Origin of the sequence: Pseudomonas hydrolytica (assembly GCF_021495345.1) — a bacterium.
Taxonomy (GTDB): Bacteria; Pseudomonadota; Gammaproteobacteria; order Pseudomonadales; family Pseudomonadaceae; genus Aquipseudomonas; species Aquipseudomonas hydrolytica.
On record NZ_CP099397.1, the window covers coordinates 772620 to 785399 of the forward strand.

The window sequence follows — 12780 nt, forward strand, 5'->3', positions numbered from 1 at the left end:
AATGAGCGGTTGTATTGCATCTGCATCGACACTATTGGAGAGACCAGCATGAGTACGAGACGCGATTTCCTGAAAACCGCCGCGGTCGGCACCGCTGCCCTTGGCTCGGCGCACATCTACGCCGCCGAGCCGAAGAAGATCACCTGGCGCCTGCAGACCTACGCCGGCCCAGCGCTGGCCGAGCACGTGATCAAGCCGTCCATCGATGCCTTCAACAAGGCGGCCAACGGCCAGATGGAGATCCAGCTGTACTTCGCCGACCAGCTGGTGCCCACCGGCGAGCTGTTTCGCGCCATGCAGCGCGGCACCATCGACGCGGTGCAGAGCGACGACGACTCCATCGCCGCACCGGTGGACGTCTCGGTGTTCGGCGGTTACTTCCCCTTCGCCACCCGCTACAGCCTCGACGTGCCGGTGCTGTTCGAGCAGTACGGCCTCAACGAGATCTGGGCCGAGGCCTACGGCGAGGTCAAGGGCGTCACCTGGCTCGGCGCCGGCGCATGGGACCCCTGCCACTTCGCCACGGTGCAGCCGATCACCAAACTGGCTGACCTCAAGGGCAAGCGCATCTTTACCTTTCCTACTGCCGGCAAGTTCCTCGCCCGCTTCGGCGTGATTCCGGTGACCCTGCCCTGGGAAGACGTCGAGGTGGCGGTGCAGACCGGCGAGCTGGACGGCATCGCCTGGTCCGGCATCACCGAGGACTACACGGTGGGCTGGGCCAACGTCACCAAGTACTTCCTCACCAACAACATCTCCGGCGCCTGGATCGGCTCCTACTTCGCCAACTCGGACAAATGGGCCGAGGTGCCCGAACACCTCAAGACCCTGTTCAAGCTGTGCATGGACAGCTCCAACTACTACCGCCAGCACTGGTACTGGGGCGGCGAGGCGCAGCTGCGCGTGGAGGGCGGCAAGCTGCAGCTGACCTCCATCCCCGCCGAGGAGTGGGCCACGGTGGAAGCCGAGGCGCTGAAGTTCTGGGACGAGATCGCCAAGACCAGCCCGCGCTGCGCCAAGGTGGTGGACATCTTCAAGAAGTACAACGCGCTGATGGCCAAGGCGGGGGCGCCTTATCGCGGTTGAGCCTGCGCAGCGTCAGGCGAAACCATGCGCCCGTACCCCTAGGTACGGGCGCGGTTCTATTGGCGAGGCCCCAGGTCTGTTTGGTGCGCGGCCGGCCTCGGTTGTCTGGTGCGCACGGCGCACCCTACGGTTAGTCCTGCCGGCCTGGCGCCGCGCAGGCAGATTTTTCCCGCCTCGACCTGCCATCCCGGCAATCCTGTACCACACTCAATGGGCCTGAAACGGACGCTGTCATAGGCGTCGTGCTGTGCCCATGCGCTGTCGGCCCTGCCAGGCCGGTCATGAATGCCCAGCCGTGCGCCGAACCCGCCCGCGATAACAACAAGACACAGGGGTTAGCATGTTCAAACCACGGGATGTAAAGACCCTGGGCGATGCCCGGCGCATCGTCGAGGAACGTGGCCTGAGCCACGTGAAGGTCGGTCTGTTCGACAACGATGGGGTGATGCGCGGCAAGTACATGAGCCGCAGCAAGTTCTTCTCCGCCCTGGAGCACGGCTTCGCCTTCTGCGACGTGGTGCTCGGCTGGGACGTCAAGGACCAGCTCTACGACAACGCCCAGTACACCGGCTGGCACAGCGGCTACCCCGATGCGCCGGTGCGCATCCTGCCGCACACCTGTCGCGAGATTCCCTTCGAAAACGGCATGTTGCTGTTTCTCGCCGAGTTCGATCAGCAGGCCGAGGCGGTGTGCCCGCGCGGCACCCTGCGCCGGGTGATCGAGCGCTGCCAGGCCATGGGCTTCGAGCCCTATGCGGCGCTGGAGTACGAATTCTTCATGTTCGACGAAACGCCGGAGTCGGCGCGGGCCAAGGGCTTTCGCGATCTCAAGCCGTTCACCCCGGACTGGTTCGGCTACTCGATGATCCGCAACTCGGTGCACGCCGAGCTCTATCACCAGATCCTCGAGATGGGCGAGGCGATGGATTTTCCCATCGAGGGCCTGCATACCGAGACCGGCCCCGGTGTGCTGGAGGCGGCCATCGCCTATGACCGCGCCGAGGCGGCGGCGGACAAGGGCGCGCTGTTCAAGACCTTCATGAAGGTGCTGGCCCAGCGCAACGGCCTGATGGCCACCTTCATGGCCAAGTGGTCGGGCAAGTACCCCGGGCAGAGCGGGCATATCCACGTGTCCCTGCGCGACCGTGCGAGCGACAAGTCGGCCTTCTTTGATCCCGATCAGGCGCACAACATGAGCAAGCTGCAGCGGCATTTCCTCGCCGGCCAGCAGCGCCTGATGCCGGAATTCCTGTGCATGGTGGCGCCGACCCTGAACAGCTACCGGCGTCTGATTCCCGGCTTCTGGGCACCCACCGACGCCACCTGGGGCGTGGAGAACCGCACCGCGGCGCTGCGGGTGATCCCCGGCAGCGACAAGTCGCAGCGCCAGGAGTACCGCCTCGGCGCCGCCGACGGCAATCCCTTCCTGGCCTTGTCGGTGGCCATCGGCTCGGGGCTGTACGGAATCATGCAGCAGTGGGAGCCGACCGCGCCGGTCAGCGGCAACGCCTATGCGGTCAAGCACCCCGAGGAGCTGGCGCTGCCGCGCACGCTGTGGGATGCGGCGCAGCGCCTGAAGGGCTCGCAGGCGGCGCGCGAGCTGTTCGGCGACGCCTTCGTCGAGCACTTCGCCGCCAGCCGCGAATGGGAAGAGCGCGAGTACCGCCGCCATGTCAGCGACTGGGAGCTGGATCGCTACTTCGAAATCATCTGATTCCCCATTCCCGTAGCCCGGATGCAATCCGGGGCGGCTTTTCGTCGAGTGTCCCCGGAGTGCATCCGGGCTACGAAGGCAAGATTCGTGGAGCACCTAATGAGCAAACTGCAATGCATTTCCCCCATCGACGGTTCGGTCTACGTCGAACGTCACCTGGCCTCCAACCCCGAGATCCAGGCCGCGCTTGCCCGTGCCGAGCTGGCGCAGCAGACCTGGAAACGCACACCGCTGCGTGAGCGCATCGCCATCGGTCGGCGCGCCATCGACGCCTTCGCCGCACGCGAAAGCCAGCTGGCCGAGGAGCTGTGCTGGATGATGGGCCGGCCGATCCGCTACGCCGCCGGCGAGATCCGCGGCTTCGTCGAGCGCGCCACGCATATGGCCGATATCGCCGAGGGTTCGCTGGCCGATATCCGCCTGCCGGACAAGCCCGGCTTCACCCGCTTCATCCGCCGCGAGCCGTTGGGTGTGGCACTGGTCATCGCGCCCTGGAACTACCCCTACCTGACCGCCGTGAATGCGGTGATGCCGGCACTGCTGGCGGGCAACGCGGTATTGCTCAAACACTCGGCGCAGACCCCGCTGTGCGCCGAGCGCATGGTCGAGGCCTTTGCCGAGGCCGGCCTGCCCGAAGGCGTGTTCCAGTACCTGCACCTGAGCCACGGCGAGACCGAAGCGCTGATTCGCGCGCCGACCATCAACCACGTCGCCTTCACCGGTTCGGTGCCGGGCGGGGCCATGGTCGAGCGGGCGGCGGCCGGGCGCTTCATCAGCGTCGGCCTGGAGCTGGGCGGCAAGGATCCGGCCTATGTGCGCGCCGACGCCGACCTGGCCCATGCGGTGGAAACCGCCATCGACGGCGCCTTCTTCAACTCCGGCCAATCGTGCTGCGGTATCGAGCGCATCTACGTGCACGAGTCGCTGTACGACGCCTTCGTCGAGCAGGCGGTGGCGCTGGTGCGCCAGTACAAGCTGGGGCGCTCGGATGACCCGCAGATCACCCTGGGCCCCTTGGTGCGGGCCGACGCCGCCGATTTCGTCCGCGCGCAGATCGCCGAGGCGGTCGCGCAGGGCGCCAGGGCGCATATCGACCCGGCCGAGTTTCCCCTGGATGCGCCGGGTACGCCCTACCTGGCGCCGCAGGTGCTGACCAACGTCAACCATGAAATGCGCGTGATGACCGAGGAATCCTTCGGCCCGGTGGTGGGTATCCAGAAGGTCGCCAGCGACGAGGAGGCGCTGGCGCTGATGAACGACAGCGAGTTTGGCCTGACCGCGGCGATCTTCAGCCGCGACGTCGATGCCGCCATGGCCCTGGCCGATCGGGTGGAGGCCGGCACGGTGTTTCTCAACCGCTGCGACTACCTCGACCCTGGGCTGGCCTGGACCGGGGTGAAGCACTCCGGACGTGGCTGCACCCTCTCAAGGGTCGGCTACGAGCAGCTGACCCGGCCGAAATCCTTCCACTTCAAGACTCAGCTGTGAGGCGCGCAATGATTCTCGATCAGTACCGCATGAACTGGAATTACCCCACCTCGATGCGCGTCGGCGTCGGCCGCATCAGCGAGCTGGCCGAGGCCTGCCGCCAGCTCGGCATGCGCGCGCCGCTGCTGTGTACCGACCCCGGCCTGGCCGCGCTACCGATGATCGACGCGGCGCTGCGCCAGTGTCGCGATGCAGGCTTGAACGCAGGACTGTTCTCGGCGATCAAGGGCAACCCCACCGGCGCCAACGTGATGGACGGTGTGGCGGCGTTCAAGGCCGGCGGGCATGACGGGGTGATCGCCTTTGGCGGCGGCTCGGCGCTGGATGCCGGCAAGGCCATCGCCCTGATGGTCGGCCAGGATCGACCGCTGTGGGATTTCGAGGACGTCGGCGATAACGCCAGCCGGGTCAATGTCGCCGGCATGGCGCCGGTGGTGGCGGTGCCGACCACCGCCGGCACCGGCTCGGAAGTCGGCCGCGCCTCGGTGATCACCGACGACGCGGCGCATATCAAACGCATCATCTTCCACGCGCGGATGCTGCCGGCGCTGGTGATTCTCGACCCGGAGCTGACGGTCGGCCTGCCGGCGAAGCTCACCGCCGCCACCGGCATGGACGCGCTGTCGCACAGCCTGGAGGCCTTCTGCTCGCCGCTCTTCCATCCCATGGCCGAGGGCATCGCGCTGGAGGGCATGCGCCTGGTGCAGCAGTACCTGCCGCGTGCGGTCAGTCAGGGCACCGACGTCGAGGCGCGGTTGCAGATGCTGGTGGCCTCGAGCATGGGCGCCACCGCCTTCCAGCGCGGCCTCGGCGCCATGCACGCGCTGGCCCATCCGCTGGGGGCGCTGTACGACGCCCATCACGGCCTGCTCAACGCAGTGCTGATGCCTTACGTGCTGGTGGCCAACCGCGGCGCCATCGAGCCGCAGATGGAGAAGATGGCGCGCTATCTGGCGCTGCCGGGCAGCGGCTTCGAGGCGGTACTGGACTGGGTGCTGGCGCTGCGCAGCGAAGTGGGTATCGCCCACAGCCTGGGCGAGATCGGCATCGACGATGCACGCATCGAGCAGGTCGGGCGCATGGCCGAGGTGGACCCTTCGGCGGGCACCAACCCCATCGCCTTCAGCGCCGCGCAGTACAGCGCCTTGTTCGAGAAAGCGCTGCGCGGGGCCTTGTAGCCCGGATGCAATCCGCGAGCTGTCGACCTGCTTTGCCGTAGATCTTGTAGGAGCCGGCTTGCCGGCGATCATCGCGGATCGCCCGCAAGCGGGCTCCTACAGGTTATGCGGGCTTATTCTCCAGCCTGCTCTGCCTGCAGAGCTTCCAGCGCCGGCGCGGCATAGATGCCCACTTCCACCGCCAGCTCCATCACCCGCGGCAGGTCGCTGGCGTACACCAGTACCGCCTGCAGCTCGTCGTCCAGCGGTTCGCTGAAGTCCACCAGCACATAGCCGCCGGTTTCCGGCGACAGCGCCGAGAGCTGCACCTGAATGCGGTTGAGCGCCTTGAGCGGCTCGGTCTTGGCCAGTTGCTTGGGCTTGAGCACGAACTGCACCTGCGGGCCGAAGGACTCGGTGATGCGCTGGAACAGCTCTTCATAGCTGTCGGCCTGAAACAGCACGGTATCCGGCAGGCTGCCGACCACCACCCACTCGCCCAGCGGGATGGGGAATTCATCGTCGTAGTTGACGTCCGGATTGGCGGCGAGGAAGGCGGCCGGGTCGGCATAGGCTTGCGCGGCCTCGTCGGCGATACGCGCGATCTCGTCCTCGGCCAGGCACCCGGAGCTTATCTTGGCGATCAGTTCTTCCAGCTGGGCTTTCATCGGGGCATTCCTGTTCGAGGGCGAAGGCGCGCAGGATAAGGCAAAGCACGCCGCGCTAGAAGTAAGCCAGGAGGCGGCCGAGGCTCATCACCAGTATCCACGCCAGCAGCGACAGCGCCGCCTGTAGTCGACCGAACAGTGGCGCATGCGTATCCCAGTCGCTCAACCGGGCACTCCACAGATGACGAAACAGCAGAGCATTGGCGACGCCCAGCATGATCAGCAGCAGCTTGAGCTGCAGCAGACGGTCGACTGCCAGCGGCCCGGCGTCGGCGGCGAACAGACAGATGCCGCTGCCCAGCAGGAGCAACAGGCCGGCTACCGCCAGCGGCGTCAGCGTGCGCGACACCGCTGTCAGCGGGAAGCCGCGGCCGGCGCCCAGCAGGCGCGCATCGAGCAGCAGCATGGGCCCAAGCAGCAGCACCAAGCCCAGCAGATGCAGCAGGTTGAACGCCGGGTAGAGCAGTGCCGAGCTGCGCATCTGCTCGCCCAGCGCCGAGGCTTCCAGCCAGGCGGCCCAGGCGATCAGGCTGTCCATCTAGCGCAGTTCGATGGTGCGACCGTCGACGATGATGCGCTCGGCACGGATTTCCGCGGTGCCGTCCTTGCGCGGGTAGCCGACTATGGTCACGGTCTTGCCCGCTGTGAGGTCGGCCTCCGGCAGGCCACGCGCTTGCAGGCGACTGATCGGGGCGAGGATCACCTGCCAGGTGCGCCCGTCGTGTTCGATGCTCACATCGGCGTGGGGGTTGCGATAGTTGACGCTCTGCAGCGGCACTTCCAGGGTCAGGAGCTGGTCCGCGTCGTAGGAGCTCCAGCCGTGATGAGCCTGGGCAAGGGCGGCGCTGAGCAGCAAGCCAAGCGTGGCGGTGAGAAGCAGCAGTTTCTTCAGCATGACGGGTCACCCGGTGGGCTGGTTGAACACCGGGTAAACCTAGACCCTCTGACCGGCGCTGCGGCGCATGGGCACATTTGGAAACAGAATGGGCGCGCGCCGCTGCCTCAGCCGTAGCGCTTCTTCGCTTCGATGGCCAGGCCGCTGCCGATGCTGCCGAAGGTGTTGCCTTCCACGCTGCGCGCATTGGGCAGCATCGCCGCCACGCTCTGGCGCAGCGCCGGTACGCCGCTGGAACCACCGGTGAAGAACAGCGTGTCGACCTGCTCAGCAGTGATGCCGGCATCGGCCAGCAGCTGCGTGAGGCTGGCGCGAATGCGCTCGAGCAGCGGCTCGATGGCGTTCTCGAACAGCGGCCGGGTCAGCTCGGCGACCAGGCCCGGCTCGACGCGCGACAGGTCGATAGGGCGTGCATCCTGCTCGCTGAGGGCGATCTTGCTCTCTTCCACCTGCATCGCCAGCCAGTGCCCGGCGCGCTGTTCGATCAGGCCGAACAGGCGGTCGATACCGGTGGCGTCGACGATGTCGTAACGCATGTTCTGCAGGGCCAGCTGGGTCTTCTGCGCGTACAGCGCGTTGATGGTGTGCCAGGTGGCCAGGTTGAGGTGGTAGCTGGTGGGCATGAAGGCGTCGCTCTTCATCCGGCTGCCGTAGCCGAACAGCGGCATCACCCCGGCCAGCGACAGCTGCTTGTCGAAGTCGGTGCCGCCGATATGCACGCCGCCAGTGGCTAGGATGTCGTCCTGACGCTCGGCCAGGTGGTGGCGCTCAGGGGCCAGACGCACTAGGGAGAAGTCCGAGGTGCCGCCGCCGATATCGACGATCAGCACCAGCTCCTCGCGCGCCAGGCTCGACTCGTAGTCGAAGGCCGCGGCGATGGGTTCGTACTGGAACGACACCTCCCTGAAGCCGAGCTTGTGCGCCACGCTCACCAGGGTGTTCTGCGCCTCCTGGTCGGCGCCCGGGTCGTCGTCGACGAAGAATACTGGGCGGCCCAGCACCACTTCCTCGAAGGCACGCCCGGCCTGGGCTTCGGCACGTTTTTTCAGCTCGCCGATAAAGAAGCCGAGCAGGTCCTTGAACGGCAGGGCACTGCCCAGCACGGTGGTTTCGCTTTTCAGCAGCTTGGAGCCCAGCAGGCTCTTCAGCGAGCGCATCAGGCGCCCTTCGTAGCCTTCCAGGTACTCGTGCAGGGCCAGGCGGCCATAGACCGGGCGGCGCTCCTCGGTGTTGAAGAAAATCACCGAGGGCAGGGTGATCTTGCCGTCTTCCAGGAGCAGCAGGCTGTCCTGGCCGGGGCGCAGCCAGCCGACGGTGGAGTTGGAGGTGCCGAAGTCGATGCCGCAGGCGCGGGCAGGCGTGGAGAAGGACATGGAAACGCAGGGCCGAAAAAATGGCCGCGCATTCTATGTCAGGGGCGCGGCGACGGCGAGCCGCCTGTCAGGACGGCAGGTTGGCGCTGTGCCGCCTGCTCTGCCACTGGCTCCACTCGAAGCCCAGCACCACCAGCAGCGACAGGGCGAACGGCAGCAGCAGGTAGAACACGCGGAACACGATCAGCGCCGCCAGTACGTCGGCCGGGCGGATTTCCGGCATGGCGGCGAGGAAGGTGACCTCCAGCACGCCCAGGCCGCCCGGCGCGTGGGACAGCAGGGCCAGGGAGAAGGACGCGAGGAACACGCCGAGCACCACCAGGTAACCGGGGTGATTGTCGGCCGGCAGGGCGAAATAGATGATCGCCGCCGCGCACAACAGCTCCAGCGGGCCGGCCAGCAACTGGCGAGCGACGATGGGCAGACGCGGGTACTCCACGTGCAGCTTGCCCAGCGTCCAGGGCTTGAACTGGCGCCAGGCGCCGAGTACGTAGAGGCCGACCAGCGTCAGCAGCAGCGTGCCGATGCCCACCGAGACCAGCGGCGTGATGTCGGCGACGCGGTGGATCAGGTCGGGCTGGGCGATCAGCACGCAGCCGCTGGCCAGCAGGGTGCCGAGGGCGAAGGTGAAGGAGCAGAAGACGATGAGGATGCCGATTTCCTGCGGCGTCAGGCCCTTGCTGCGATAGGCGCGATAGCGCACCACCGCGCCGGAGAACACCGAGGCGCCGATGTTGTGAGCCAGGGCGTAGGTGGTGAAGGAGCACAGGGTGATGAAGCGCCAGGGAATCTGCTTGCCCAGGTGGGCGATGGCGATGCGGTCGTACCAGGCCAGCGCCCAGTAGGCACCGAGTGTGGCGCCGGCGGCCATGAGCCAGTTCAGGTGGCTGATGGCGCGCAGGCTGTCGGCGATCTCGTCGAGGGAGATGGTGCGCAGCTCGCGGTAGAGCAGGAAGCAGGAGGCGACCACGGCGCTCAGACCGATCAGCGTCCAGATCAGATCGCTGCGTTTCAGCTTGGGTTTGGCTTCGACAACGGACACTGCGACTCCTCGCTCGGCAGCCCCGTCAGGCGATCTTGCCGGCCAGGGGGCTGTCGAGGCTAATGTTCAGCGACCTTGTAGGTCGGCTCGCGATGGCCGCGGGCAGATGGTGCCCTTCGCGGCGCGCTGCGCAGTATCAGGGAGGCACTGCTTTCGCTCAACAGGCAAGCGCGTATCGCCGTGTCGGCGTCTTCAGATCCAGGCCAGGGTAAGGGCGGCCAGCACCGCATAACGACCGGCCTTGGCCAGGGTGACGATAGCCAGAAATACCCACAGGCGCTCGCGCATCACCCCGGCGACCAGGGTCAGCGGGTCGCCGATCACCGGCATCCAGCTCAGCAGCAGCGACCAGCGACCATAGCGTGCGTACCAGGCCTGCGCCTGCTGCAGCCGCGCCGGGCTGACCGGAAACCAGCGGCGCTCGCGATAGCGTTCGAGGGAGCGGCCCAGCAGCCAGTTGACCCAGGAGCCCAGCACGTTGCCCAGGGTGGCCACCAGCAGCAGGGCCCAGAGCGGGTGCTGGCCGGCCAGCAGCAGGGCGACCAGAACGGCTTCGGACTGCAGCGGCAGCAACGTCGCCGCGCCGAAGGCCGAGAGAAACAGCGCCGGATAGACGGACAGCGTCAGCATGGCAGGAGCGCGCCGGCCGCTGGGCCGGCGAGGTTCAGGACTGCGATTCCTGGCCGCTGTTGGCCATGATCTCTTCCAGGCTCAGGCCGGTCAGGCCATGGATGGTCTTCCACAGGTAGTAGAAGATGGCCATCAGCATGATCATCGAGGGGATGGCGATCATCGGATAGCTGAGCAGAGTCATGCGCCCCAGTTCGTCGTTGAACGCCTCGGTGCCGGCCGGGCTGTTGACGATCCACTTGGCCAGCACGTAGTTCATGAACGAGGAGAAGAAGAAGGTGCCGCTGAGCCAGTAGGTGGCGCGCATCAGCCGCGTTTCGAAATGCTCGACGTGGCCGCCCTGTTCCAGGCGCTCGTGGATCTTGTCGACGTTGAGCACCGTCTTGTTGAACAGCAGGGTGCGGATCAGCGGGTAGCGGGTGCGGGTGGAAACCAGCACGGCGATGCCGATCAGCCCGGGAATCAGCGCTTCCTTGACCGCCAGCCACTGGGTGTCGAGCTTGAGCAGGCCGATACCGCCGGTCAACGCGACGCTGATCAGACCGAGCAGGGCGATGAAGTTGAATTTGCGGTACTTGATCAGCTCGAACGCGCCCCAGCCCAGCGGGAAGGCCAGTGCCAGCAGCAGCGCACCGTCGGCTCCCAGGCGATGCTCGCCGCTCAGCTTCATCAGGATGAAGGAGGGAATCAGGATACTGATGGCCAGATCGATCAGCGGACGGGGCTTGTGTGTCGGGGTACGGCTGTCGGTAGTTGCGGTCATGGTAGCTGGAGTCTGCTTAGGAGGCCCGATGATCGCCTGCCCGGCGCGCCAGGGCCAGCCCGACTGTCGGTTTGGAGTGTGAAAAAGTATGAGTCGACAGCCTGCCGACAGGCGAGAACAGGCGCCTTGCGATGCTAAAGTGATGGCACAGCCTGGGAGTTCACGTCATGCCGAGAATCGCCTGCCTATGCCATCTGCTGATCAGTGCTGCCGTTCTGTTGCCCGGCGCCAGCTGGGCGCGTGACTGCATCGGCATGGTGCCAGCCGGCAGCTCCACCTTCTGGAGCGCGGTGGAGGCCGGTGCACGGCAAAGTGCCGACGAGCTTGAGCTGGACTTGTACACCCGTGGCCTCAGTCACGATGGCGATGTGGAGGTGCAGTTGCAGCTCATCGAGCGGGTGGTGGCGCGCGGCTGCAGGGGGCTGATCATCGCCCCGACCGGGCAGGCCATCGAGTCGCGCGTCGCGGCCCTGCGCGCGCAGGGCATCCCCACGGTGTACATCGATCGTGATATCGCCGGAGAGGGTGCCTACGGCCTGGTCGCCACCGACAACTTCCTCGCTGGGCAGCTGGCCGGGCAACAGCTGGCCGAACTGCTGGGCGGTCGTGGCCGGGTCGCCCTGCTGCGCCTGCGTCAGGATTTGCAGTCGACCCGCGAGCGCGAACGCGGCTTCCTGCTGGCGGCGCAGGCGGCCGGTCTGGAGGTGGCCTTTGACGCCTATCTGGGCGACGACCGGGAAGGCATCGTCGCCGCCCTGAGCGAACACCTGCCCCGGCTCGATGGCCTGTTCAGCCCCAATGGCAGCAGCACTCGCGCGACCCTGGCGGCCCTGCGCCAGCTGGGCAAGGCCGGGCAGGTGCGCTTCGTCGGTTTCGATGGCGGCGATCTGCTGTTCGATGCCGTGCGCCAGGGCGAGATCCAGGCATTGTTGCTGCAACAGCCGCAGGCCATCGGCGATCATGCGGTGCGCCTGGTGCAGCGCGCCTTGCGTGGCGAACCGGCTGCCGCGCGTCTGCGTCTGCTGCTCGAGCCCCGCGTACTCACCGCCGACAAGCTGGCCGAGATGGCCTCGCCAGAACAGCCTTGGTGATGCACGAGACGGGCGTTTATCATCCTTCGCCTGGTCGCCCTGAATTGGCTGTAGGGCGCGCCCTAGACGGTGGCGAACGATGATTCGGAATTGCATGGCCGGTGTTCTTGTGCTGCTCTGCTGCCTGAGCGCGGCGGCTGCCGAGCTGAGGCTGTACACCGAGGATTACCGGCCGTTCAGCTATCTCGAAGAGGGGCGGCCGAGCGGCATGGCGGTGGCGGTGGTCGAAGAGCTGATCCGCCGTACCGGCGAGGTGGCGCGCATCGAGCTGGTGCCCTGGACCCGCGGCTACCACCAGGTTCGGCAGCAGGCCGATACCGCCCTGTTCTCCACCGTGCGCACGCCGGCGCGCGAGCCCCTGTTCCACTGGGTCGGGCCGATTGCCCGCGGTCATACGCGCTTCTACAGCCTCAAGGAGTCCGGCGTGCGCGTGGCCAACCTGGACGATGTGCGTCAGCTCGGCACCCTTGCCGTGCCCAAGCAGTGGTACAGCTACGAGCTGTTGCGCGAACAGCAGATGGAGAATCTCTACGGGGTGCCGACCCCGCAGGACATGTTGCGCATGTTCCGCCATGGCCGGGTCAAGCTGCTGCTCGCCAACAACCTCACCCTCGATGGCATGTTGGCCGAGCAGGGCATGCACGCCAGCCAGTTGCAGGAACAGTTCGACCTGATGCCCAACGACTCCTACATCGCCTTCTCGCGGCAGACCGATCTCGAACGCGTGGCGCGTTGGCAGCGTGCCCTGGACGAGATGCGCCGGGACGGCAGCCTGGAGCGCATCTACCGGCAGTGGTTTCCCAGCGCCGATGACGAGGCGCTGGCCGAGCTGTTGCGTGTCGATTGAATCGCGCCTTGCTGACCTCGGACTGG

The 12780-nt window shown here is 66.6% G+C and carries 13 protein-coding genes; 6 read left to right on the top strand and 7 right to left on the bottom strand.

What is annotated here, in order from left to right; genetic code table 11:
• Positions 1 to 48: 48 nt before the first annotated feature.
• The 4 genes from L1F06_RS03535 to L1F06_RS03550 all read left to right on the top strand — a co-directional run bounded on the left by L1F06_RS03535 (position 49) and on the right by L1F06_RS03550 (position 5466).
• Positions 49 to 1086, top strand: coding sequence for a TRAP transporter substrate-binding protein (locus L1F06_RS03535; RefSeq protein ID WP_003246876.1), 1038 nt, complete (start codon positions 49 to 51; stop codon positions 1084 to 1086).
• A 340-nt stretch (positions 1087 to 1426) separates the two neighbouring features.
• Positions 1427 to 2800 carry a glutamine synthetase family protein gene (locus L1F06_RS03540; protein ID WP_011920867.1) on the top strand — a complete coding sequence of 458 codons (1374 nt, stop codon included), beginning with the start codon at positions 1427 to 1429 and terminating at the stop codon, positions 2798 to 2800.
• Positions 2801 to 2899: 99 nt separating this feature from the next.
• Positions 2900 to 4288: an aldehyde dehydrogenase family protein gene (locus L1F06_RS03545; protein WP_129482802.1), complete on the top strand. Its 1389-nt coding sequence runs from the start codon at positions 2900 to 2902 to the stop codon at positions 4286 to 4288.
• 8 nt (positions 4289 to 4296) lie between these two features.
• Entirely contained in the window at positions 4297 to 5466 is a 1170-nt protein-coding gene (locus L1F06_RS03550; RefSeq protein WP_129482803.1) for an iron-containing alcohol dehydrogenase, read from the top strand.
• A 113-nt stretch (positions 5467 to 5579) separates the two neighbouring features.
• Here the strand turns inward: L1F06_RS03550 and L1F06_RS03555 are convergent, their stop codons facing one another.
• The 7 genes from L1F06_RS03555 to L1F06_RS03585 all read right to left on the bottom strand — a co-directional run bounded on the left by L1F06_RS03555 (position 5580) and on the right by L1F06_RS03585 (position 10816).
• Positions 5580 to 6113, bottom strand: a complete 534-nt coding sequence (locus L1F06_RS03555; RefSeq protein WP_129482804.1) for a hypothetical protein — start codon at positions 6111 to 6113, stop codon at positions 5580 to 5582.
• A gap of 55 nt (positions 6114 to 6168) precedes the next feature.
• Entirely contained in the window at positions 6169 to 6651 is a 483-nt protein-coding gene (locus L1F06_RS03560; protein ID WP_003246881.1) for a hypothetical protein, read from the bottom strand.
• On the bottom strand, positions 6652 to 7008 hold the full coding sequence (locus L1F06_RS03565; RefSeq protein ID WP_003246882.1) for a DUF6152 family protein: 357 nt from the start codon (positions 7006 to 7008) through the stop codon (positions 6652 to 6654). It abuts the gene before it with no gap.
• A gap of 107 nt (positions 7009 to 7115) precedes the next feature.
• Entirely contained in the window at positions 7116 to 8381 is a 1266-nt protein-coding gene (locus L1F06_RS03570) for an Hsp70 family protein (RefSeq protein WP_129482805.1), read from the bottom strand.
• 67 nt (positions 8382 to 8448) lie between these two features.
• Positions 8449 to 9423 (bottom strand): lysylphosphatidylglycerol synthase transmembrane domain-containing protein, encoded by a 975-nt coding sequence (locus L1F06_RS03575; RefSeq protein WP_003246884.1) that lies wholly within the window; start codon positions 9421 to 9423, stop codon positions 8449 to 8451.
• A 192-nt stretch (positions 9424 to 9615) separates the two neighbouring features.
• A complete protein-coding gene (locus L1F06_RS03580) occupies positions 9616 to 10053 on the bottom strand; it encodes a YqaA family protein (RefSeq protein ID WP_011920871.1) in 438 nt (145 codons plus the stop codon).
• Positions 10054 to 10087: 34 nt separating this feature from the next.
• A complete protein-coding gene (locus L1F06_RS03585; protein WP_003246886.1) occupies positions 10088 to 10816 on the bottom strand; it encodes a VC0807 family protein in 729 nt (242 codons plus the stop codon).
• A gap of 167 nt (positions 10817 to 10983) precedes the next feature.
• Between L1F06_RS03585 and L1F06_RS03590 the strand changes: the two genes are divergently transcribed.
• Both L1F06_RS03590 and L1F06_RS03595 read left to right on the top strand, forming a co-directional pair.
• On the top strand, positions 10984 to 11907 hold the full coding sequence (locus tag L1F06_RS03590) for a substrate-binding domain-containing protein (RefSeq protein ID WP_003246887.1): 924 nt from the start codon (positions 10984 to 10986) through the stop codon (positions 11905 to 11907).
• Positions 11908 to 12001: 94 nt separating this feature from the next.
• On the top strand, positions 12002 to 12754 hold the full coding sequence (locus L1F06_RS03595; protein ID WP_252576725.1) for a substrate-binding periplasmic protein: 753 nt from the start codon (positions 12002 to 12004) through the stop codon (positions 12752 to 12754).
• The last annotated feature ends 26 nt before the right edge of the window (positions 12755 to 12780 follow it).

Coding starts and splice junctions, on each gene's coding strand:
- L1F06_RS03535 (WP_003246876.1), top strand. CDS start 49: ATGAGTACGAGACGCGATTTCCTGAAAACCGCCGCGGTCGGCACCGCT.
- L1F06_RS03540 (WP_011920867.1), top strand. CDS start 1,427: ATGTTCAAACCACGGGATGTAAAGACCCTGGGCGATGCCCGGCGCATC.
- L1F06_RS03545 (WP_129482802.1), top strand. CDS start 2,900: ATGAGCAAACTGCAATGCATTTCCCCCATCGACGGTTCGGTCTACGTC.
- L1F06_RS03550 (WP_129482803.1), top strand. CDS start 4,297: ATGATTCTCGATCAGTACCGCATGAACTGGAATTACCCCACCTCGATG.
- L1F06_RS03555 (WP_129482804.1), bottom strand. CDS start 6,113: ATGAAAGCCCAGCTGGAAGAACTGATCGCCAAGATAAGCTCCGGGTGC.
- L1F06_RS03560 (WP_003246881.1), bottom strand. CDS start 6,651: ATGGACAGCCTGATCGCCTGGGCCGCCTGGCTGGAAGCCTCGGCGCTG.
- L1F06_RS03565 (WP_003246882.1), bottom strand. CDS start 7,008: ATGCTGAAGAAACTGCTGCTTCTCACCGCCACGCTTGGCTTGCTGCTC.
- L1F06_RS03570 (WP_129482805.1), bottom strand. CDS start 8,381: ATGTCCTTCTCCACGCCTGCCCGCGCCTGCGGCATCGACTTCGGCACC.
- L1F06_RS03580 (WP_011920871.1), bottom strand. CDS start 10,053: ATGCTGACGCTGTCCGTCTATCCGGCGCTGTTTCTCTCGGCCTTCGGC.
- L1F06_RS03585 (WP_003246886.1), bottom strand. CDS start 10,816: ATGACCGCAACTACCGACAGCCGTACCCCGACACACAAGCCCCGTCCG.
- L1F06_RS03590 (WP_003246887.1), top strand. CDS start 10,984: ATGCCGAGAATCGCCTGCCTATGCCATCTGCTGATCAGTGCTGCCGTT.
- L1F06_RS03595 (WP_252576725.1), top strand. CDS start 12,002: ATGGCCGGTGTTCTTGTGCTGCTCTGCTGCCTGAGCGCGGCGGCTGCC.